Below are 23,136 nucleotides of genomic sequence, written 5' to 3'. Positions count from 1 at the left end.
GAATGCTTGAAGGTAAATCCACTGCCAGAAGCTCTCCACCTAGATTGGTGACAGTTTTGAGGATTCAGCCCCATAAACCGAAAAACAACATCGACGTAACGTTGGTTTTCTCGGCGAGTACTTCCCTCTTTAATGGTTATGGGCGTTCGTCACCTACCATTAAATACCTAAGTATCGCACCTCTTCTGAATGTTGTATTAACCAATGGCTAATAAAACAAAACCCCACTTTTAAGCGGGGTTTGAAAGTTAACGTTTAGCCGTCTAGCTGTCAAGCGTTTTAATGCGGTTACTTAAGCAAAACTTAAACAAATCCGCCCATGTAATACGCGCCCGCGTAGCCAACGGTATAACTTACTAACAAATACAGCGATAAACGTAAGTAACTCATAAAAGTTAGCTCTTTTACTTTACTCATGGCAATAATACCCGCAGCCGATCCAATAATAAGCATTGACCCGCCAACACCGGTTGCATAAGTAAACGACAACCAATCTTGCTGACTCATTACTATATTGGCTTTTAGTAAAGCAGCGGTAAGCGGCACGTTATCTACCCCAGCCGATAAAATACCCATTAAGTAGTTAGCGTACTGTGGAGCCATAACCGTATATAGATCGGTAAACTTACTTAGCATGCCTATCTCTTTTAATGCGCCTACCAATAATAAAACCCCAACGAAAAACAGTAAGGTGTCGTATTCTATGTCGCGTACGTAGTCGATAATATTTTTGTTTATGTCTTTTTTGCGCATTAAAAATTGCGCCACTAAAAACATAATTGATAAACCACATAAGAAAGTTAATAAAGGCGGTACACTGTAAATAACACTCAACGCGAGTATGCTGATAACTGTAGATACAAAAATAACTGCAATAGTGATATCGGTTTTTTCTATGCGTTTTTTCCCTGACTTAGAAAAGGTCACTTCCCCTTTCATGCCAATACTTAACATTGCCGCTAACAACATAACACTGATAAATGCAGGTGCAATAAGCAGTAATAAGTTAGCAATGGTTACTTTTCCATCTAAAAATATCATTAAGGTGGTAACGTCACCGGTAATTAACGATACACCGCCGGAGTTAACACCAAATACAATGAGCGTGGCATATTTTATGAGTTTTTTAGGCGGCAGTTTTAACGACATAACCACCGCGAGCGATATTAACGTGGCTGTTACGTTGTCTGAAACCGACGAAAACAAAAATGCAAATACCCCAACCAAGAACATCAGCTTGCGTTCGCTAATACTTGTTGGCATCACTCTGTGCACAATATTTTCGATAAACCCTTTTGAGTTTAAATAAGCAACAAAGGTCATGGCGGCCATTAAAAACAACCACAGCGATGCTATCTCTAAAATATTTTCGTTAAGGAGTTCTTGCACTTGCTCTGGGCTTTGCCCATGCAGGGGGAAAATAAACAGGAGGATCCAGCAAAGCGTGCCAAAAAAAAGCGTGGTTTTAGCTTTATTTACATGGATGATATCTTCTATAACGATCAATAAGAATCCGATCGCTATCAGGGTTAGAATAATCGTGGAAACCATGGGTATTAAATAACCTTTGATATTGTTTTAAAGAACACACGTAAAGTCCCTCTCAACGTGCCTATTTTCGGCGCGAATGTTAGCACTGCGGCTATGCAAAAACTATTATTAAATAGTCTTAAAAACGAATACTATATACAGGCTAGATTAATTAGAATACGTAATAATGAGACGCTTCTAAATTCTCAATAATAAATTACTAGGATGTTGTAACGCCTTATGATCCCAGCTAAAAAGCGACTAAATACCCTTAGCGAACATTGGGGGGTTTTAGAGTTATTATTTAAACGTTTTAAAATGGCCGACTTTAGCCTAAAAGACGTGCAAAATGCCATAAAACAAAAACAGCCCACGTGGTCAAACGAGCGCATATACAAAGAAACCAATCGCTTGCTCAATCAAGATATTTTAATTCCACTCGCTAAATCGTCGCAGCTTGAAATTAACCGTGCCATTGCTGACTTTGCAACTTTTTTACTGCAAGAAGAGCACTTAGGTTTAGCACAAGAAATTAGCGTATTAGTTGATGATTTAGCCCGCTTAGGTAATAAATTAGATAACGCAGGAAACGTTGAAGACTTTGACGATTTACGCCGCTACAGCCGCATTATGGATGATCGGGTACGTAAAATAATGAAGCTTTTTTCACACAACGAAAACGCCATATTAAATATAGTAGAGCACGCTAAATCTGACCATGGCGTGCAATCGCTGCAAAAACGCTACAAGGCAGTAATAGAAGCCTTTGACGAATACATAGAGCCAATGCTTGAAATGGTCGATATTAGGGGCGATTTTCATGCCTGCTTTACAATAATAGAGCAGCAAATTAGTAAGCAAATAGAATACATTGAGCGCTCAGGTAAAGCATATACCGACAAACGCATGCTAGAGCAATTACGAACTCGCATACTCGAAATGCACCTAATAGGGCGTGAAAGCTTACGTAAAAGCGCCGATATGCTCATGCCACTGCGCGAAGAGCTGCGCCGTAATAATTTAGTTACTCGCCAGGCAGCAAAAGTGCTCGGCCTTGTACGTAAAAATGGCGTAGACAATATGCTAAGTGCTGTACAGCCAAATTTTGTGAGCGACTCTCAGCGCTATTCGCTTGGCCAGCAGCGCCACATAGTTGCCTATATGGCAAGCTTGGTGGAATTTGAACACGAAGAATACCAGCTCCCAGAGCAACAAGACGTACCGGCTTTTATAACGCCTAACATACCTGACTACAACGATGTAAAAACAAGCTTTGCAAAACGCTTTAACAAAAAACGTAAAAAGCCTCAGCCATTGCTGCAATTTTTAGATGAAAGCTATCCCGAGCTAGACGCCGACGAAATGCTATTTTTATATCAAAAACTAATCAGCGATAACGACATTAACATTAGCCAAAGCGATGAAAAAGCGCGTGTTAAAATTGCCGGACAGCACTTTTCACTTTATCCATTTAATTCTCAGGCACCAGATTTAGCCGTTCAGCCTAATACTAAGGCAGATAAGTAATTACCATGACACATATAAACCTAGACGAACTAACTCACCTGCAAGCAATAAATAAAAAATTAACGGCGGGTTACCACATTTGTGAACAAGACAACGTAATGTGGCAAGAGCTTGACCAACACATTGAATCTTACAGCGCACTATTTACCGCATTAGGTCATGACCTAAAACACGATAGCCGTGGCTTTTACTATTTTGCCAGCGACGAAAGTACACCAAACATGGGGAAAATATCCCGTGCTGTTGCGCTTACTATTTACATTTTAATTGAACACTACGCCAACACGGGTAAAGACCCAATGCGCGCCCTGTTTGATGAAGTAAACGATTTAGAACTGATGCAAACACTAGTGCAAATTAACAAGCACTTGTTTGATCAGCTGGAGATATTTTCGGGCTCAGATTTACGTAAAGACGTTTACCTGCGCATGGTACGTTTAGGCCTCGCCCGCGAAGTAGAAGGCGGCTTTATGCTACAAGCGCCAATTCACCGCTACATTGATGCATTAATGGAAGTAAACGAAGAAACCTACATTACGGAGGACGAGGAATGAAAAACTTATACGGACTGAGTAAACTCGCCCTACTTAATACCGCAGGTTATGCAAAGTGTGTGATCCCGCTTGATAAAAGCAGCTCTATTTGTGCGCCAAACAATACCGGTAAAAGCTCGGTTATTAACGCCCTGCAATTTCCGCTTATCAACGATTTACGCCTTACCGAATGGGACGGGCACGATTTAGATGAAACCCGTAAGTTTTATTTTTCATCGGATCAGTCGTACATTTTACTAGAAGCTAACCTCCCTCATGGCTCGGTAGTTATTGGTGTAGCGGGCCTTGGTAAAATAGCCGGTTACGCGCATCAGTACTTTTGTTATCAGGGTAAGCTTGATTTAGCGCAGTACACACAAGGTAATACTATAATTAAGTTTACCAAGCTGTTTAATCATTTAAAGTCGCTTAATTACAACCCTATAGAACTAAAAGCACAAGAGCTAAACGCCCTACTTACCGGCGGCGCAACACCCTTTGACGGCGACATTAATTTAAAAATGATCCCGCTTAATAATGTGCAAGACTCAGCTATTTATAAAGAAATTTTTAGGCGTATTCTTAACTTACACAAATTAGGCGCAAGCGATGTTAAACGCTTTATGCTGCGTGTGTTTGAACGCCATATGTCTAACTCTAAGGTCGATTTTTACGAAGTATGGCGTCGCTCGTTTGATAAAGTAAACCGCGCTAAACGCGAATTAAAAGCCCTTGAATCAATGCAAGAGCCAATAAGTGCGCTTGAATCAATGCTTGAAAATCAAACCGTACTTAAAGGTAAGTTAGCAGCCTACGCACCTAAAATTGATCAAGCATTGATAGACTTTGATACCTATCAAGAAGATCAACTAAATGAACTCGGTGTTGCACTTGAAGACATAGAACACGAAAAACACGAGTTTGAACAAAAGCAAAGCCTATACGTACAGCAATCGCGCGATATAGAACGCAAACAAACTCAAATTGAGCAATGGTTTTTAGATTACAGCGCCCTTAAAAGCGAGTTTGAACTGGTAAATAAAGCCACCCTTAAAACCAGCCTTGGCCAGCTTAAGCACGATTACGAGTCGCTTTCGCACTCTATAACCAGCGCTCAAGGCCAAAGCCTGCACACCCTTGATTACCGCATTAGCGAAACGCAAAAACAAATCAAAAGTTTAAAACTGCAGCTTAAAAACCTTGAGTTTAATTTGTTTACCCGTATGCGCGAAGACCTATCACTTAAAGAAGTAGAAGAAATATCGCGCATTTTAAACCCCGATCTTCTCTCGTTTGCAACCACCAGTAATGGCGATATAACCATTGACGATGAAGACGCCTTTGGGGATTTTTTATCGCTATTAAGTGAAAACGTTAAAGGCGGTGTGCTTACTTTGCCAGGTGCAAGTATTAAACTTAAAAAACTCTCGCCAGTACACATGCAAAGCGGCGAAAACAAAGAACAATTAACAGCGCAGTTGAGTGCACTTGAACACGCCTTAAAAGAGTTTAAACAACAGCGCGAAGTGGCTGCTAATGTTGCAGATAAACAAAAAGAAAAAGACGCACTCTACGATGAGCTAATGAGCGCAGAGAGCGCCCTAAAACGCTTAGAGCAATTTGAGGTAATGCAGCAGTCGGTTGAAGCGCAAGCCATGCTAAAAGAGCAATTATTAGCAGAGCGCGAACAAGTCGACGACTACCTGCAAGACATTCAAAAAAATAGTGGCTCAATTGCAGACAGACGCTCGTTAATTAAATCAAAGCAAGAGCAAATTAATCGCCAAACCGAGCGCCTACGCCAAGTTAAAAGCGAGCGAATTGATCACACTCTCGATTTATACAGCGGTAAAGTAACCCCATACATGATTGATATAACAGTCGACTTTGATAACTTAAGCGACCTAGTACATCACTTTAATAAAGACTGCCAAGAGCTGCGCAATTTTGACATAAACGTGCGTAATACCTATTTGCATGTATATAACGCAGGCATTACTAAGTTCGATAACGAAAACGACGAATTTACTAAGTACCAAAAACTAATTAGCGCATTTCACAACCTTGATAACGAACGCGATGCCGTTGAGCGCCAAGGACGCGTAGCGCTTACCGAAGTGGCAGCAACAATTAAAGGCTTGCGGGAAGATTTAGATCGCCTTCGCCGCGAGATGAATAGCTTTAATAAAGGCATTAGCCAGCACCGCATTTCAAACCTGCAAGCGTTTAAAATTAACGTAATACCTCGCAAAATGCTGGTTGATAGTATTGATACCATTATCAGCACCTCGCATCAGTTTGAGCAAGGCGACACGCTTGATTTACTAAGCCAAGAACCTTACAGCGAAAGCGCAGTAAACGAAGCAAAAGATCATTTAATAAAACTTGCTTCAGACAAAGCAGGCCTCACCTTAACTGATTTATTTGATATTCGTTTTGAAGTGGTAAACCGCGCAGGCGAAACCGAACACTTTGAAAAAATAGACTCAGCCGGCTCAAATGGCACACGTATTACTATTAAGTTATTGTGTGGCATGTTGTTTATTCGTTACTTATTAAGCGATCAGGAACAAAACCTGTACCGTATACCTATTTATATTGATGAAGCGGCCGACATTGACCCGCAAAACCAAAAAGCAATTATAGAAACCGCACTGAGCTTTGGCTTTGTGCCTATATTTGCCTCGGTTAAGCCACAAATAAGTTGTGACTACATTGTGCCGATTCGTTCAGTAAAAGATGGCGCACAAAACTGGGTAGATGAAAAAGATTGGATAGAAGTAGAACATTAACTTTTTTGAGTAACGAATTAACATTAATTAGTCATTCATATTCATCACACTAAACTAATTTTTAGAACCTTTTAATAATACACATTTATATAAGGTGTGTTATTTTAAGGTAATGCATTTTATTGGAGCAAACGTAATGAAAAATATACTTATTGTTGCAGCACTAGCACTACTTACTGCCTGTACTCAAACCCCAGATTGGGATTACGATAAATCAGCTAACTTTAGTAATTTTAAAACATTTGCGTGGGTAGAAAACGCGAGCTTAACTAAAGACACCACAAATTATCAAATTAATGGCTTAATGGAAAAACGTGTGCGTACTGCGGTAAATAATGAGCTTACAAACACGCTTGGTATGACATTAGTAGACCCAGCTCAAGCTGACGTACTAGTTAACTACCATGCATCGGTAGATAAAGAATTAGAAGTAGATACGTTTAACACGGGTTACAGTAACCGTTGGGGTTACTGGGGTACTGGTTTTCAACGTGATACAAATGCGCGTGAATACGAAGTGGGTACATTGGTTATCGATATTGTAGACAGCGCATCTAATCAATTAATTTGGCGCGGTGCTAAAGAAGGCCGTTTAAAGAAAAAACAATCGCCAGAGCAACGCGAAGCGTCAATTAAAAAAACAGTCGCAAATATTTTAAGCAACTTCCCGCCGCAAAAGCAGCATTAATCTTAAAGTTAGTTTTTAAAAAGCTCACATTACGTGAGCTTTTTGTGGGTGTTAATTTTTGGGCTTACAAACTAAAGTAATTACGAGCAGCGCTCATCACGTTAGCAAGCTGCATGTCTACAAAAACACCGCGTTAAATTTACAATTTATACTTATGCAATAACTCAAGCGGTATATGGCAATAATCATCGGGGTGATTAGTTAAACGGTCTTGATGCTCTGGATCGCTTGGAACGTAATTAGTTAACTGCTCTACCTCTACTACAATTTTTTCGGCATCGCTGCGCTTATTTATATAATTGCTTGCTGCATCTAGATGATTTTGGTTTTTGCTGTAAATGCCTGTACGGTATTTAGGGCCTTCATCTACCCCTTGCTTATTAACACTGTAAGGGTCAATAATTTCAAAAAAATAGTCAAACAGTTGATTGAGTGAAACACTTGAGTCAAACATTACTTTTACACACTCAGTATAGCCATCGTATGCCCCTTGTGTGCTATTACTTGCGCCATTAGCACGCCCTGCTTCGGTTGTTATAACGCCCGGTAAATGCTTCATAAACTCTTGCACGCCCCATAAGCAGCCGCCGGCAAAATAAAGTGTATTGTGTTGCTGAAGTGTCATCGTTTTATCTAACTCAATAAAGTTAATTAAAATACATGTGTATTGTAACGCGTTAATTATACAAATGATTATCAAATGCAGATTTTTATAATTACTGTACAATAGCGCACAAAATTGCACTGACTAAATTAAGCTAGCCCACCCGCTTTATATAGTTTTTATAAGTGCCCTAACACATTATGAGATACACCATGAATCGCACTGAGCATTTTATATTTTCTGCACTGCTGTGCAGCGTTACACCTTTTACTTATGCGCAAGCTTCAACCAACAGTGAAACAGCAATAGAACAAATAACCGTTGAGGCATCGGCCACGGCCAATAAACTACCTGTTGGCACCTTTGACTCCCCCGTTTCTAATTTAGAATACGACCCACGCGTTGATTTACAGTCACGTAATATGGCAGAAGCGCAAGCTGATGTAACAATTCGTGGCGGTATTTTCGAAAACACAGGGTTTAGAGTCGGCAGTGCTACCCTACTAGATCCTCAAACAGGTCATTATGTTGCGGAGCTTCCTATTGCACCGCAAATGCTAACGGGTCCCTACATTTTAACCGGAGCCGACAATGCCTTAAACGGTATGAACAGCTCAGTGGGATCGATTTCGTTTGGTTTTAAACCTATCACAACTGGCGGCAATGTATCTGTTGGTACAGGTACAAACAACTTTAACTTACACAGTATTTACGCAGGAATAAGCACAGAAATTGATGATGCTAAAAATTGGCAACTGGGCTTTGAGGGCGAATATTCTCATTCACAAAGTGACGGTTCAATAGAGAACGGCGATCACGATTTTAACCGCGCCTCTGCGCGCATACAGTTAATAGGTGCGGATTCGCAAACCGATATAATGTATGGCTCACAAGACAAGTTTTTTGGCTGGCCAAACATGTACACACCATTTGGCGTAAACGAAACAGAAGAACTAGAAACCCGCTTACTCATGCTTAACCACCAGCAAAATTACGCAGACAATAGCCATTTTGAGGTCTCGGCCTATTACAGAAAACACAACGACCATTATATATTTTCTCGTGAGAATCCAAGCGCCTTTGAAGCCTTTCATGAAACTAAAGTAAAATCGATTGCAATATCAGGAAGCCATGCACAAAACACCGCGTTTGCAGTAAATTATTCAGCGCAGTACATTGAAGACGAAATAGAGTCGACAACCCTTGAAAATAATTTCACATCTCGCACTTATTACAAACTGAGCGTATTACCTGAGTATAAAATCGACCTTAAACAAAATCAGTTATTAACTCTTCGCCTAGGTGCGGCTTTTGACGACACAAACCGAGATGACTCTGAGTTATCGCTCATTGGCGATATTTCACTAAACACTCAAAACAGTGACAGCTCTGAACAAACACTTTACGTATCCTACGCACAAGCAAGCCAAGTTGCTGGTTACACTGCTATTGGTGGCAGTGAGCAAGGCGGGTTATTTAGAAGTAATTACAACCTCGAGCGCGAAACGACTAAAAACATAGAGCTTGGTTATTTAATGCAAGGACAAAGCTGGCAACTTAATTCAGCGGTTTTCTACCGTGAGGATAACAACCTAACCGATTGGACTTTTAGTTTTGACTCTAGCTCTGCCCGCTTTGCTAATCCGGTTGACATAGACGCCACCGGCGTTGAGTTTTTTGCAACTAAGTACTTTGATACAACCGAGCTCATTGCAAGCTACACCTACTTAAATAAGTCAGAAAACTATGGTGATGCAGATATCGACGCCAGCTTTTACGCCTTAAACTTTCCTGATCACCGTGTGACCTTAGGTGCAATTTGGACACCAAACGACCTAATAGAAATGAGGGTTGATAACGAGTGGCGAAAACAGCACGAAAACGCACTACGCAATGGTAAAGACACCGCGTTATTTACGCAATTGTCGCTAAAAATTACGCCAACTGTAATCAATAATTTATTTATTACGTTAGCTGCAGACAATGTATGGGATGAATCGTTTGAAGAAATACCCGGCACACCCGGGCGCGGCGAGCAATATACCTTAAGTGCAACGTATAATTGGTAGACATTAAATTCAGCGTTTACAAACTTAATGTTTACCTTAGTTTGTAAACGCTGAATTGGTTTATATAAAGACGACTTTTAGGCAAACAATATTGCACAAAGAGAAGCTAATGAGGAATAAATGAGGAGTAAATGAGATAAACGTAAATCAGCCAATGCTTTAAATTAATCTTTCCTCTAAAAGCGCAGCGCCTCTTACCCTCTTTGTGAATCGATCAATTTAATGGCTTCACCCATCAAGCCAAACGCATTCGTTTTAAATTCTGAATAAGCCAAAATAAATTGCACAAAGAGAAATGAATGTGAAGTAAATGAGAAAACGAAATCAGCCAATGCTTTTAATTAGTCTTCCCTCTAAAAGCGCAGCGCCTCTTACCCTCTTTGTGAATTATTCACTTTATGGGCCTCAACCAATAAAAGTAGCGCGTTTTATATAACGCAAAGCTAAAAAACGCACAAAGAGAAGCAAATGAGGAGTAAATGAGATAAACGTAATCAGCCAATGCTTTAAATTAATCTTCCCTCTAAAAGCGTAGCGCCTCTTACCTCTTTATTAATTATTCACTTTATGAGCTTCAGCCATCAAGCCAAACGCATTCGTTTTAAATTCTGAATAAGCCAAAATAAATTGCACAAAGAGAAATGAATGAGAAGTAAATGAGAAAACGAAATCAGCCAATGCTTTTAATTAGTCTTTCCTCTAAAAGCGCAGCGCCTCTTACCCTCTTTGTGAATTATTCACTTTATGAACTTCAACCAACAAAAGTAGCGCGTTTTATATAACGCAAATCTAAAAAACGCACAAAGAGAAGCGAATGAGGAGTAAATGAGATAAACGTAATCAGCCAATGCTTTTAATTAATCTGCACTAGCTCATATCTTATCTTAGAGTTTAATGGAATAGATTTAGACTTCATCTGACACACAGCGATAAGCGGTCGTTAACAGTTACTTTTTAATTTCGTCAAAGTATATTGCTTGCATAGTCACAAAAACGACCTAATCGTTCATTTTTGCTCTTAAGTAAAAACCAGAAATACTATATTTTGGTAGTTCTGGCAAATAGTTAAGAAGTTTGTTACAAATGAGTAATTCAGAAAAGCGAGCGACGCTGTGGTAGAAGAACGCGCGATTCGCTCGCTATAAACATGTTAAGCTCAAAAAGGGCAAATCATAATACCCATGAAACTAGGAAAGATTGAAAAAGACGTTATAAAAGAAATTTGTCAATTGTCTGTTGTTGACGGATATTTTTATCTAACGGAGACAAATAAAATACTTCGTGGGTTTGTATACGAAAAGACTAGAAATGGAGCGTATATTTGGAAATGGTATTTTCCGTTATACCAAAAAATAGATAATTTTCACTTAACATTTGGTGATCGAATTGATCATCCAGAAGGCTATATTGATTTTGACTACGTTAGTGTAAAAGAGAGATCAAAAGCTTTTATAGAACTTATTAAGAAATACTTGCCTGAAGTCTCTTCATTATCTGAACCTTTCGATTTCATTAATTATCAAGTAGCCCATAGTAGGTATTGGGCCAAATTAACAAACAGTGAACCAAGGTTTAATGAGCACACTTGTAAGGCCCTAGCTTTTTCCTACTTTCTTTGCGACGATATTGAAAGTGGAAAAACGTATTGGGAAAAATATTTGGAGTCTGGGCGTCACGAGCAAAGAGAACACTTAAAAGAAGAGTTCGAGTTGGTAGATCAAGCTTTGGGTGAAAATCTTGACTCTCTAAAATTACTTCTCAATAGTTGGGTGTGTGAAAACAAACAAAAGTTCAACATTGCAGAAAAATAAGCTTAACAAGTGCCTAGGCAGATTCAGTATTTAAACCCTTTGTTCACTTGTATCGTCTAAATATTAATTTTACTTATTTGAAAAGGAAGACAATGAGATTTTTAACCACTATTTTACTAACTGCTGCCTTGCTTGCCACAAATGCTCTAGCAGAACCTACCAAGAAAGTGCTAATCGTAGTTTCTAATATGGTAGATATGGGAGATCCTGAAAAGCATGATGCAAGAAATAATTTATGGGAATTTGCGCCTCCTTATCACATTTTTTTTAGTCATGGCTTTGAAGTTGACTTTGTATCGCCTAAGGGTGGAGAAGTTAAGTTTATGATGGATCCACTAGGCATAAGTAGTTACACCATTAAACATGAAGGTTTCTTAGAAAAAGCGAACAGTTCATTCACGCCTTCTCAAATTGATCCTAACGACTATTGGGGCGTATTCATTGGTGGTGGCTACGGTGTAATGTTTGACGTTGCAGATAACAAAAAAATTCATTCTATTATCAGTAGTGTGTATGAGTCAGGAGGTATTGTAGGTGTTGGTGGCCATGGCTCTGCAGGTATTGCAAACGTGACATTATCTAACGGGGAATTTTTGGTGAAAGGGAAAAAAGTAGCTGGATTTCCTAACTCCACTGAAACATCTAAGTCATGGGCAAAGCAAGGTACACTGTTGCCTTTTCTTATTGAAAGTCAGCTTAATAAGAATGGTGCTATCGCTCAAAATAAGAAAACACTAAAAGATAAACACGCAGTGATCGCAGATCAACGTATTATCTCAACAATGTTTTTGCCTTCTGCTGCACTTGTAGCAAAAGAAATGATAACCTTAAAACAGTAGTAACGGCACTTAACAAGTGTGTAAACCAGACCCAAAAAGCGTTAGGCTACTTTCATAAACGGAGTTCAAATGTCAGAGTATTTTGCCAAAATCAATTGGGTTAGAGATAGCAATGAAAGTTATGTTGATAACAATGAAAGTTATGTTGATAACAAATATAGCCGAGGACATGAATGGATTTTTGATGGAGGTATAACCGTTCAAGCTTCTTCTTCACCTCACGTCGTCCCTTTACCTTATTCCGTTGAAGAAAATGTAGACCCTGAAGAAGCATTTGTTGCTTCACTTTCTAGTTGCCACATGTTGTTCTTTTTATCAATAGCAGCAAAAAAAAGATATGTTGTAGATTCATATGTAGACGACGCTGTAGGTATTATGGAGAAAGATAGCGACGGTAAAATTTCAATGACTAAAGTCACACTTAGACCACATGTTCAGTTTTCGGGTGATAAAAAACCATCGATGGAGCAACTTGAAAAAATGCACCATCAATCACATGAACAATGCTTCATTGCTAATTCAGTGAAAACAGAAATTGTTACAGAAATCGTAACCTAACAAGTGACTAAGGTTATTAGTGTCCACAAGTGGCACGTATGCGACTGTCAGATTTGATCACAATAAAAAAATTAAATCTGACAGGTTAGTTAAGACTTATTCAAATAGTCTTTGCGCTAAAAGCGAAGCGCCTCTTACCCTCTTTGTGAATATTTCACTTTTTGCTTCTAACAGTCACGGAATCGCGCAATATATTTTTAGATAAATGTAACTATGTGTGTATTGAACACACAAGCTAAGTTAATTGTTCAAGCTCGGTGATAAGCGCTAGAGCCTCTGCATTAGTTGACCCACACACATCCACTGTGGCAGTAAAATCACTGCATACTTTTGGTCGAGACTCATCACCAAATAACTTACATAAATTGTTCTCATCTAGCTGAATACAACGTTCTCCGGCCTTTTTGCCATTTGGCATACCCGGTATTGGCGAGCTAATACTTGGCGCAATACAACATGCTCCGCAGCCTAATCGACACGCCATTGGCTCTGTTTTCATAACACCCTCAGTTTAAATTAACCACATATTTAACAGTATCGACTCATTTTTAGAGTCAAATATTTATTTGTAATACACATATGTAATGCTTTGTTACATCTTCAAACGCCTTGTAAACACTTTATTGCGTATTATTGCCCTATCACCACTTTTATGAAGGAATGCCTTGTGGCTACTAAAAAACAAATTGTTCTTCCAATCGCAGTTTTAGCTGCCGGAATTGCACTGGCAATTGGCTTTTCAAATATGAAAACGCCGCCTGAAGAAAAACCAGAGCAAGATACTCGCCCACTGGTTGCTGCGCAAACAGTCAACATTGACGCAATAACACTCGACGTAAAATCGTACGGGGTTGTAAAACCTAAAGACCGTACCGAGCTAATTGCACAAGTCAGTGGCCAAGTTATTTCCGTAGCAGATGAATTTGTTGAAGGTGCATTTGTAAAACAAGGCGACATATTAGCACGAATTGATCCAAATGATTACGAAGCCGACTTTATTGAAGCTCAAGCAGGCCTTGCTCAAGCAAGTTCAGCCCTTGAAATAGAACGCGCCCAAGCACATGTAGCAAAAGCTGAATGGGAACGTATTAAATCAGACTCGAGTGACTCTACTGCTTCAGAGCTTTATTTACGTAAACCACAATTAGCCGAAAAGCTAGCGCGTTACCGCTCTGCACAAGCCAGTGTTAAACGTGCAAAGCGCAACCTAGAACGCACTTATATTAAAGCCCCGTACGACGCCATTATTAATGCACGTACAATAAGCTTAGGCTCTGTAGTAAATCCGGGCAGTAGCTTTGGCGCATTAAGTGCAACATCGATTGCAGAAGTGCGTTTACCTGTAGCCGATAGCGAAATGCAATACCTGGCCAATGGCGGCATTGGTGCCACCGTGACCCTTAATGCAGAATTTGCTGGCAAGCAAACGTCATGGAAAGCCGAAGTTGTGCGTAGCGAAGGCGTAATAGATCAAGTTAGTCGTATGAGTTATTTAGTTGCGCAACTGCCAACCCCATACGCAGATAACACTAAACCACTGCGTTTTGGTTCATACATTAATGCAACCATTGAAGGGCGCCCCCTTGATAACGCAATTATTGTCCCGCATCACCTTGTTAAAGATAAACAAATTGCCATTTTAAACGCGAACAATACCTTAAGCTTTAAAACACTTAATATTATACGTGAACAAGATGGCATGGTAATAGCCGACCAAGGATTGCAACTAGGCGAACAGTTGATTACCTCAGCACTAGAATACCCAAGCGAAGGAATGGCTGTTAAAACAGATGAAGATGACGAACAAGGCGAAGTAACACAGCTTGCGCTTAAAGAGGACACCTTATGAGTACCTCTGAAAAAGGCCTAATTGCCTGGTTTGCTCGCAACCCTGTTGCAGCAAATTTAATCATGATTTTTATTCTGGTTGGCGGTTTATTAACAGCCTTAACAATTCGTAAGCAAGCATTTCCGCAATTTGAAAGTAACTGGGTAAGTGTTCAAGCCGTTTACCCTGGAGCCGCACCGCAAGAGGTTGAAGAAGGCATTACAATAAAAATTGAAGAAAACCTAGAGGGGTTAGAGGGTATTAAACGCTTTATAACTTACTCTAATCGTGGTTATGCACAGGCATGGATTGAAATTGAAGAAAAATACGACCTTCAAGAAGCCTTAGACGAAATAAAAGCCCAAGTAGATTCTATTAACTCATTTCCTGCGGGTATGGAAAGGCCAATAATTCAGCGTGATAAGTTTCAACAAGAAGTAATGTTCATTGCGCTATATGGAGATATGACCTATGCACAACTAAAAGAACTCGGCCGAGATATAGAAGATGAACTACTTGCTTTACCAGGCGTGAATTTAGTCAGCTTTTTTAGCGGCTTAAATTATGAAATAGGCATTGAGATTAGCCCCGACAAGCTGCGTGAATACGGCCTCACGTTCAGAGATGTATCAAACGCAGTAAGAAACTTCTCAACTAATATGTCGGCAGGTCAAATTCGTTCAGACAATGGGTATATTTCTATGCGTGTTGAAAAACAAGCATATAAAGGCAATGAATTTGAACAGTTACCTCTAATTACCCTGGCTGATGGCGCACAAATATATTTAGGCGATGTAGCCACCATTAACGATGGTTTTGAAGAGGGATTATTATATTCAAAGTACAATGGTAAAAACTCGTTAATGTTTGATATTGCAGCATCTAAAGATCAAGACATTACCGACGTTGCCAAAGTACTTAAAAAATACATGGCCGAAAAAGAATCTAAATTACCACAAGGCGTAAAGCTTTCCCCTATGGTTGATTTAACCTACTACCTGCAAGGTCGTCTCGATATGATGATCGACAACATGGTATGGGGTGGTGTTTTAGTTATGCTGGTATTGGCATTGTTTTTACCGCTTAGATTAGCATTTTGGGTGATGATGGGGTTACCAGTGTCTTTTTTGGGGGCCTTTTTGTTCATGCCAATCGGCTTTTTAGACATCACCATCAACATGGTGTCGCTGTTTGCCTTTATTATTGTACTCGGTATTGTGGTGGACGATGCAATTGTCGTGGGCGAATCGGCCAGTGCTGAAATAGAAAAACACGGCCACTCTCTCGATAACGTAATCCGCGGTGTTAAACGTGTTGCAATGCCTGCTACATTTGGCGTACTCACCACCATTGCTGCTTTTTTACCTCAAGCTATGGCATCAGGCCCTGGTGCTGCGTTTTCTAAAGCGATTGGTGTCGTTATTATTTTGTGTTTGATTTTTTCGTTAATTGAATCAAAGCTAATATTACCGGCTCATATTGCTGCAATGAACCCACGTAAACCTAACCCTAAAAATCCATTGCATAAGGTGCGTATGGTTGTTGATAAAGGTCTTAAATCGTTTGTTCAAAACTACTACACGCCGTTTATAGGGCACTGTATTCATTACCGCTATACCGTCATTGTTGGGTTTATATGTATTTTAATTATGAGCGCAGGCATGTTTGCAGGCGGTTTAGTTAAATTTGTACCAAACCCTAAAATACAACATGATTTTCCGCGTGTTGTTGTAGAAATGAATCTTGAATCGTCAGAGCAAGCAACACTTGAAACAGCTAAAAAAATTGAAGCCGTACTTCTTAGTGTAGATGAAGAACTTGAAGCACAATACGGTCAAAAAATGATTCGTGACCTATCGATAAGCCTTCGTGGCCGTACAACGGCACAATTAATGGCTGTTCTTATTGAACCTGATAAACGCCCTATTGATACCTTCACTCTTAGCTCATTATGGCGTGAAAAAATGCCACCACTGCCGGGCGTTAAAACGCTAACTATTGAAGACAACTTATTTGGCGGCGGACGAGATGACGGCGACGTAAGTTTTAGACTGCAAGGCAAAGATACCGACAAACTAAAAGAAGTTGCCGCGTTATTAAAAACTAAATTACAAAGCATGGAAGGTGTAGGCGATGTTAACGACTCACTACAAAGCGCTACGGATGAAGTACAACTTGATTTAAAACCACTTGCATACAGCATGGGATTAACCCTTGCAGATGTGGCATCGCAAGTTAGCTTTAGTTACTACGGATTAGAGGCACAACGTATTTTACGCGAAGGGGAAGAGATCAGAGTGATGATCCGCTACCCTGAAAACGAACGGAACTCTATCAGTAATATACACAGCACACGTATTATCACGCCAACAGGTGTTGAGGTGCCGTTAAGTGAAGTGGCACAAATCAGCATTGTAGATGGTGTAAACAGAATTCGTCGTGAAAACGCAAACAGAACAGTCAATGTATGGGCAGCCATTAATACTGATAAAGTTGAACCTTTTGCCATTGTAAAAGAAATCACTGACGAGTATTTACCAACCCTTTTACAAAATTACCCAGGTGTTACCAGTAATGTAGCTGGTCGAGTGCAAGAGGAAATGGAAAGCGCTGATGAACAGTTGCGCGACTTTGCAATTTCACTAATGATTATATTTGCATTATTAGCCATTCCGCTTCGCTCATACTCACAACCGTTGATTATTATGTCGGTCATCCCATTTGGCGTGGTCGGGGCAATGTTCGGACACATGGTACTAGGAATGACCATGAGCGGCCTTTCAATGTTTGGCATCATTGCAGTAGCCGGTATTGTAGTAAACGACTCCCTTGTTATGGTTGATTTTGTAAATAAGGCGCGTGCTGAAGGCGTCCCTATAAAAGAAGCTGTTATGCAAGCGGGTGCGCGTCGTTTCAGAGCTATATTGCTTACTTCAGTAACCACCTTTATTGGCGTGTTACCGATTATTATGGAAACGAGTTTGCAGGCACAAATTGTAATACCTATGGCAGTATCGCTTGCCTTTGGTGTGCTATTTGCCACCGTGATTACGCTTATTCTTATACCGTGTCAGTATGTCGCGCTTGAGGACACAAAACGAATGATTCGTAAGTGGCGTGGTAAACACCCTATTGTCGATGGCCAACCAACAACGACCAATAGCTAATTAAGTAAACCCCCAACCAAAAAAGCTCGGCACAATGCCGAGCTTTTTATTTATAGTTTAAAAATAACCTTCAATTATTTACTAACTCTCCATTTTAACTGGTATTTTATCTCCCAGTTTACTTTTTTAAGGGATTAACCATGGCTACACTTCAACTTATTTTATTTATCATATTTACAGTACTAACTATTGTTGGATACAGAAAAAACAATCGTAATTTAATGCTATTGGGTGCAATTGTTGTGGCGTTCGCCTTTGTAGGATTAGATTTTATGATGGGAATTGATCATGCTCTCTCTGCTAATAGCAAATAAATAGTGCTAAAAGTAATTATATATAAAATTATTGCACGTTTTTCGTTCCAGATACGTTAATGTATTTTAATATTCAAAAATCATAACAATTAAGGGAAACCATGAATTTACCCCACTCTGAACACATTCCTCAAGAAGCGTTTGATTGGTACGACGAATATGCCCACGGTTTAATGGACCGTCGCACATTTATGAAAAAACTTGGTGGCCTTGCAGCACTTGGGATTTCAATGAGTGTGCTCACCAGCGCACTTTTACCTAACTACGCACTTGCAGAGCAAGTCTCGTTTAACGATGACGATATTAAAGCCACCTACGAAGAATTTGATTCGCCAAATGGGTATGGTAAAGGCAAAGGTTACTTAGCCGTTCCCAGCAAAATTGAGGGTAAGCTTCCTGTTGTTTTAGTTATTCACGAAAACCGTGGTTTAAACCCTTACATAAAAGATGTAGCAAGGCGCTTAGCCAAAAAAGGGTTTATTGCCTTTGCACCCGATGCACTCTTCCCGCTTGGTGGTTACCCGGGCAATGACGATGAAGGCCGTGCAATGCAACGCACCATGGATAGAGCTAAAATTCAGAACGACTTTGTCGCCGCCGCTCAGTTTTTAAAAGCGCACCCTAGCAGCAACGGTAAATTAGGCGCCGTAGGCTTTTGTTTTGGGGGTTATATTGTTAATTACTTAGCAGCCGTTGACAGTGATTTACTCAGCGCTGGGGTGCCTTTTTATGGCACTCCTGCCAGTGAGTCTCTTCACAAAAATATAAAAGCGCCTTTAATGATTCAATTAGGTGAGCTTGATAAACGTGTTAACGCTACATGGCCTGATTATGAAAAAAGCCTAAAAGCTAACAATGTTGAGTACACTATGCACATGTACGAAGGTGCTAATCATGGTTTTCATAACGACTCTACTGGGCGCTATGATGAGCAAAAAGCAGAACTTGCTTGGCAGCGTACCTTAGCGTTTTTTAATGAAAAATTAAGCTAGGTATCATAAAAAATGCCGCAAAAATTGAATAATGCGGCGTTTTAAATTTAAGTATTTAACGACTTAGTTGCGTAGATATTTAGCTGTTTATGTTCCTGCGCTTTAAAACAAGTAGCGATGTTAAAAGCAGAAAAAACACACTAAACGCTCCTGCGCTGCTCGAGCCATCTTTATTTTCTATTTTTGCAATTTTTTCTTCTTTTACCCGTGTTTTAAAGCGGGCTAATTCTGCATCTAAATTTAGGCTCATATCGGTAACCGCTAAATTAAACCCCTCAAGTGACTTTTCATTGAGCGTTTCGTCAATACCAATAGCGGTGGTTCTTTTTTCAAGTTTGCTGATACCGGGTGCTCTAAAAAGCATTTTTTTACTTTTTATATCAAAAACAGCAGTGTCGACAAAGGTTTGAATAGTATTTTCATTACCTGGAATCACATACATACCTACAATGGTCCAATACAATAATGCGGCGTTATTTTCATAGGTTTGCGTTACTTGATCGTAAGAGACCAATGCCATTACATCTACATCGTATAGTCGGCCTACTTGTTCAAGCGCTGAAAACCCTTCTCCACCTTTGAGGTATGTACTTGGAATCACTTCTATGCGGTCAATGTAATCATATTGTAAAAACGACTTTTTTACTTTTTCGAGCAACGCTACCTCATTTTGACTTTCAATACCGTTTGCTCGCCACTCTTTAGACGGCACAAATGAAATACCCACTGTAACGGGTAATTTTAACACCGGAATTTCTGGTTTATACGCAGCACGGCTATCCTCGTTTGGATATAGAAAGTCAACCAAACTGCTAGAACGCGTATTTTTATTAGAGTGATTACTGACAAGCGCACTACATGAGGCCAGTAAAAAAACCATCAACATGACAAAAAATGTACTTTTTTTCATTATTATTCCTTTTTAATTAAATTCAGTTATGTGCAAAAGCTCGCCCGAAGGTCCCCATAAATAAATTACTTTACCCCACGGCTCTTGTTTTATTCCTTCAAAGCGAATATCAAAGTGAGTTAACTTACTAATAGTGTTAAAAGCTTCGTTTATGTTTAATACGCACACTTGAAGCATTAAATTTTCAGCAAATTCTTGGTTGTAGTAACGCTGTAAAAAGATGCAGCATTCACCTGATGTGGCAATACTTAAATCAGCTGACGCCGGCTCAACATTAAAGCCTAGCGCCTGATAAAATGCACACGATTGTTGATAGTTTTTACACGGAACAAACACTCTAATATCATCTATTTTCATTGTTATCCTGTTGTTATTTAGGTGCAGCAGGGCTTATTAACTTATTTTTGAAAGCGACTTTAATTAGATTCTCATTTTTCTGGGCAATCGTCATCAAATAAACGTTACTCAAGCCCACTAAAACTAGTGCGCATAGATTTTTAGCGATTTAAGTTAGAGCAATTTATTTGGGGTTTAACTAAGGCAGGATCTATGCTGTTAATTATCATAAATAAGTAATAATGCAGCATAATAGCCAAACATGCGGCGCCATTTAGATTGCTCTAGGGTAGTTAACCCTTTTGGACTAAATAACGCGAGTAAAGGCGAAAGCATCGCTCGGTTATTGCTTCGCCCGCTCGGCTGCACACATCGCTCAATAAATTACACATAGTTGATATCAATGTTCTCTTTTTCATCTGAATTTAGCAGTGAGTTGAATTGTTGATCTATTTCTTCTTTTGAGCCTAAAAGCTGAAAATCGTAACCTTTACCGTTTCCGTCAATAATTATTGATAACCAATTATCACTTATATTAACAATAGAAATTCGCTTAACTTCGATCGACTCTTGACCAGATAAAAACTTAAAGTGACTCCACTTTGGCTTTGAGATTTTTATTGTGTCGGCGCTTCTCTTGATAAGATTATGTGGGGAATGTTTAGCTTTATATTCATCGGTAAATCGATACCTAAACGATAAGCATGCAAAAAATAAAAGCAAAAAAGCAGCTTCAATTTCTTTGTTTACATACCAAATTATAAAAAAAGCGATAAACATAACAACGGCAATAAAAGCAAAGCCATTTTTATAATGAGCGTCCGTAATTTTCAACTTAACGATTCCTTTTCAAATACACAATACGTATAAAAGCTAATGATTAAGTAAGGTAAATTAAAGAGCTTAATTTATCCATTACTTTTTATATAATTAGCCATCCATAAGAGCGACGTTATAATTAACACAGCTTAGTGCTTAGCGATGCCTCAATCACTTTGCCTTCATTTATCTCTGCATTAATTGTACAGCGTGCCCCATTAATTAAGTTAAGGTTAGGTGCTATATGCCCTATATCGGCATCAAACAGAACTGGGAATATACATTTACCAAGTGCTAATTGTATTGCTTGGTAATAATCAATCTGCTTGTGTGGGCTATTAATAACGGCACTGCGGCCAAGTATAATACCGTTTACATCAGTGAGTACGCCATTTAATTTTAATGCAATGAGACTACGCGCTACGGCTGTTGGACTTAACTCTGCATTTTCAAGGAAGAGCACAAGGCCTTCGGGTGCATACTCTTGTTTAAAGCGATGTAAATCAAGGTATGGAGAGCCAAGCAGTAAACTGAGCGTATCTAAGCAACCACCAAAAAGTCGGCCCGTTATTTCTAATTTACGTGCATCTTTGTAATTTAAACATTGCCATTGCGAAGGCTCAGTAAGTTCGAACAACGCATTCGGTTCGCTTGCATAATCAATTAATTTAGTTTGGTATGATGTTGAAGGGACTTGTTCAAATTGATCGCCTTTAGTGAGCCCTAAAGTGTGAAAAGTATTTATACAATTGTACTCAGTTTCATGTGGATGTAGCTGCATTAAGTTAGCAGTATGAAGAGTTGCCCAACCACAACGAGAAGTGAGCACACACGCTAATGTACTAACATCAGAGAACCCCACTAACCACTTGGGTTTAGCCGTTTTCACTATGTTAAAGTCAATATATTGCAAAACGTCTAGGGCAAGCTCTCCACCCCATGGCGGCATTATTGCAGCAATATTATCGTCAATGAGAAATTGCATTAGCTCTAAAGCTCGCTCTTTAGCGCTGATATTTTGCCTTACACTGTCACCTTCGATGACTTTATACCCTTGCGCTTTTAAACCATTTAGCACCGTATCTAATCGTGTTTGAAAGTGTTTATCAACTCCTGACGAAAACGCACAAATTGCAATATTATCATTCGGCTTAAGTGGCTCAGGAAAATTAATTAAGGACATCAGTACTCTCAATTATTAGGATGTAGTCAACCTAACGTACCCAATAAAGTAGACAAAGTCGAGATTATTAAAGGCATAAAAAAACCGATGTATTAACATCGGTTTTTATGTAACGCTAAAGTGAGGATATATTAAAGGTACTCAACTTCAATGATTTCGTATTCAACGTCGCCCTTTGGTGTTTTAATGGTAACTGCATCATCCATTTGCTTACCAATCAAACCACGGGCTATAGGTGAGTTAACAGAAATTAAGTTATTTTTAATATCTGCCTCATCATCGCCAACTATTTGGTATTTAACTTCGGCATCAGTTTCTACATTAACAATAGTTACTGTGGTACCAAAAATAACCTTACCTGTGTTAGGCATTTTAGTTACGTCGATTATTTGAACATTTGAAAGTTTAGCTTCAATTTCTTGAATTCGACCTTCACAAAAACCCTGTTGCTCACGCGCAGCGTGGTACTCAGCGTTTTCTTTTAAGTCACCGTGTTCACGCGCATCAGCGATATCAGCGATAATTTTAGGACGGGTAACTGTTTTTAATTCGTTAAGCTCTTTACGCAGTAAATCTGCGCCACGAACTGTCATCGGAATTGTTTGCATATTTTCTCACTTAACACCAAGGCCTAAT

The 23,136-nt window shown here is 39.4% G+C and carries 20 protein-coding genes and 1 riboswitch; of the genes, 12 read left to right on the top strand and 8 right to left on the bottom strand.

Annotated features, from left to right (window positions below; genetic code table 11):
- Positions 1–20: 20 nt before the first annotated feature.
- A riboswitch (Lysine riboswitch) is annotated at positions 21–193 on the bottom strand.
- Positions 194–303: 110 nt separating this feature from the next.
- Positions 304–1,551 carry a sodium:proton antiporter NhaD gene (nhaD, locus tag ATS71_RS08010; RefSeq protein WP_058404345.1) on the bottom strand — a complete coding sequence of 416 codons (1,248 nt, stop codon included), beginning with the start codon at positions 1,549–1,551 and terminating at the stop codon, positions 304–306.
- Between the two features lie 219 nt (positions 1,552–1,770).
- Here nhaD and ATS71_RS08005 point away from each other — a divergent pair, with 219 nt between their 5' ends.
- From ATS71_RS08005 to ATS71_RS07990, 4 genes are all read left to right on the top strand, one after another.
- Positions 1,771–3,057, top strand: coding sequence for a hypothetical protein (locus tag ATS71_RS08005; RefSeq protein ID WP_058404344.1), 1,287 nt, complete (start codon positions 1,771–1,773; stop codon positions 3,055–3,057).
- Between the two features lie 5 nt (positions 3,058–3,062).
- The gene (locus ATS71_RS08000; RefSeq protein ID WP_058404343.1) at positions 3,063–3,611 is read left to right on the top strand and encodes a condensin complex protein MksE; all 549 of its coding nucleotides are present in this window, start codon (positions 3,063–3,065) and stop codon (positions 3,609–3,611) included.
- A complete protein-coding gene (locus tag ATS71_RS07995) occupies positions 3,608–6,382 on the top strand; it encodes a hypothetical protein (RefSeq protein WP_058404342.1) in 2,775 nt (924 codons plus the stop codon). The genes ATS71_RS08000 and ATS71_RS07995 overlap by 4 nt, the downstream gene beginning before the upstream one ends.
- A 136-nt stretch (positions 6,383–6,518) precedes the next feature.
- Entirely contained in the window at positions 6,519–7,070 is a 552-nt protein-coding gene (locus ATS71_RS07990) for a DUF4136 domain-containing protein (protein WP_058404474.1), read from the top strand.
- Between the two features lie 139 nt (positions 7,071–7,209).
- Here ATS71_RS07990 and ATS71_RS07985 read toward each other — a convergent pair whose 3' ends face one another.
- Positions 7,210–7,695, bottom strand: coding sequence for a peptide-methionine (S)-S-oxide reductase (locus tag ATS71_RS07985; RefSeq protein ID WP_058404473.1), 486 nt, complete (start codon positions 7,693–7,695; stop codon positions 7,210–7,212).
- A gap of 191 nt (positions 7,696–7,886) precedes the next feature.
- On the opposite strand from ATS71_RS07985, the gene ATS71_RS07980 reads away from it, so the two are divergent.
- From ATS71_RS07980 to ATS71_RS07965, 4 genes are all read left to right on the top strand, one after another.
- Positions 7,887–9,743: a TonB-dependent receptor plug domain-containing protein gene (locus tag ATS71_RS07980; RefSeq protein ID WP_058404341.1), complete on the top strand. Its 1,857-nt coding sequence runs from the start codon at positions 7,887–7,889 to the stop codon at positions 9,741–9,743.
- A 1,181-nt stretch (positions 9,744–10,924) separates the two neighbouring features.
- Positions 10,925–11,554 carry a hypothetical protein gene (locus tag ATS71_RS07975; protein WP_058404340.1) on the top strand — a complete coding sequence of 210 codons (630 nt, stop codon included), beginning with the start codon at positions 10,925–10,927 and terminating at the stop codon, positions 11,552–11,554.
- A gap of 92 nt (positions 11,555–11,646) precedes the next feature.
- Positions 11,647–12,393 carry a type 1 glutamine amidotransferase domain-containing protein gene (locus ATS71_RS07970; RefSeq protein ID WP_058404339.1) on the top strand — a complete coding sequence of 249 codons (747 nt, stop codon included), beginning with the start codon at positions 11,647–11,649 and terminating at the stop codon, positions 12,391–12,393.
- A 69-nt stretch (positions 12,394–12,462) separates the two neighbouring features.
- Positions 12,463–12,951 (top strand): OsmC family protein, encoded by a 489-nt coding sequence (locus ATS71_RS07965; protein WP_058404338.1) that lies wholly within the window; start codon positions 12,463–12,465, stop codon positions 12,949–12,951.
- A 235-nt stretch (positions 12,952–13,186) separates the two neighbouring features.
- On the opposite strand, the gene ATS71_RS07960 is transcribed toward ATS71_RS07965, so the two are convergent.
- On the bottom strand, positions 13,187–13,450 hold the full coding sequence (locus ATS71_RS07960) for a YkgJ family cysteine cluster protein (protein ID WP_058404337.1): 264 nt from the start codon (positions 13,448–13,450) through the stop codon (positions 13,187–13,189).
- Positions 13,451–13,618: 168 nt separating this feature from the next.
- On the opposite strand from ATS71_RS07960, the gene ATS71_RS07955 reads away from it, so the two are divergent.
- The 4 genes from ATS71_RS07955 to ATS71_RS07945 all read left to right on the top strand — a co-directional run bounded on the left by ATS71_RS07955 (position 13,619) and on the right by ATS71_RS07945 (position 19,252).
- Complete coding sequence (locus tag ATS71_RS07955) at positions 13,619–14,800, top strand: efflux RND transporter periplasmic adaptor subunit (RefSeq protein ID WP_058404336.1); 1,182 nt, start codon at positions 13,619–13,621, stop codon at positions 14,798–14,800.
- The gene (locus tag ATS71_RS07950) at positions 14,797–17,946 is read left to right on the top strand and encodes an efflux RND transporter permease subunit (protein WP_058404335.1); all 3,150 of its coding nucleotides are present in this window, start codon (positions 14,797–14,799) and stop codon (positions 17,944–17,946) included. The genes ATS71_RS07955 and ATS71_RS07950 overlap by 4 nt, the downstream gene beginning before the upstream one ends.
- Positions 17,947–18,086: 140 nt before the next feature.
- Complete coding sequence (locus tag ATS71_RS18695; protein ID WP_201020863.1) at positions 18,087–18,260, top strand: hypothetical protein; 174 nt, start codon at positions 18,087–18,089, stop codon at positions 18,258–18,260.
- A 101-nt stretch (positions 18,261–18,361) separates the two neighbouring features.
- Positions 18,362–19,252 (top strand): dienelactone hydrolase family protein, encoded by an 891-nt coding sequence (locus ATS71_RS07945; protein ID WP_058404334.1) that lies wholly within the window; start codon positions 18,362–18,364, stop codon positions 19,250–19,252.
- Positions 19,253–19,331: 79 nt separating this feature from the next.
- Here ATS71_RS07945 and rhlP read toward each other — a convergent pair whose 3' ends face one another.
- The 5 genes from rhlP to greA form a co-directional block, all read right to left on the bottom strand.
- On the bottom strand, positions 19,332–20,162 hold the full coding sequence (gene rhlP, locus ATS71_RS07940; protein WP_058404333.1) for a rhombotarget lipoprotein: 831 nt from the start codon (positions 20,160–20,162) through the stop codon (positions 19,332–19,334).
- 12 nt (positions 20,163–20,174) lie between these two features.
- On the bottom strand, positions 20,175–20,519 hold the full coding sequence (locus tag ATS71_RS07935; RefSeq protein WP_058404332.1) for a hypothetical protein: 345 nt from the start codon (positions 20,517–20,519) through the stop codon (positions 20,175–20,177).
- A gap of 363 nt (positions 20,520–20,882) precedes the next feature.
- On the bottom strand, positions 20,883–21,332 hold the full coding sequence (locus ATS71_RS07930) for a hypothetical protein (RefSeq protein ID WP_058404331.1): 450 nt from the start codon (positions 21,330–21,332) through the stop codon (positions 20,883–20,885).
- Between the two features lie 124 nt (positions 21,333–21,456).
- A complete protein-coding gene (locus ATS71_RS07925; RefSeq protein ID WP_058404330.1) occupies positions 21,457–22,500 on the bottom strand; it encodes a S66 family peptidase in 1,044 nt (347 codons plus the stop codon).
- Positions 22,501–22,631: 131 nt separating this feature from the next.
- Positions 22,632–23,108, bottom strand: a complete 477-nt coding sequence (gene greA / locus ATS71_RS07920; RefSeq protein ID WP_006792433.1) for a transcription elongation factor GreA — start codon at positions 23,106–23,108, stop codon at positions 22,632–22,634.
- Positions 23,109–23,136: the final 28 nt, after the last annotated feature.

Origin of the sequence: Pseudoalteromonas sp. H71 (assembly GCF_001468485.1) — a bacterium.
In the GTDB taxonomy this organism is placed as follows: domain Bacteria; phylum Pseudomonadota; class Gammaproteobacteria; order Enterobacterales; family Alteromonadaceae; genus Pseudoalteromonas.
The sequence above is the reverse complement of the archived record's forward strand: the minus strand, read 5'-3'. Positions and strand labels throughout refer to the sequence as shown.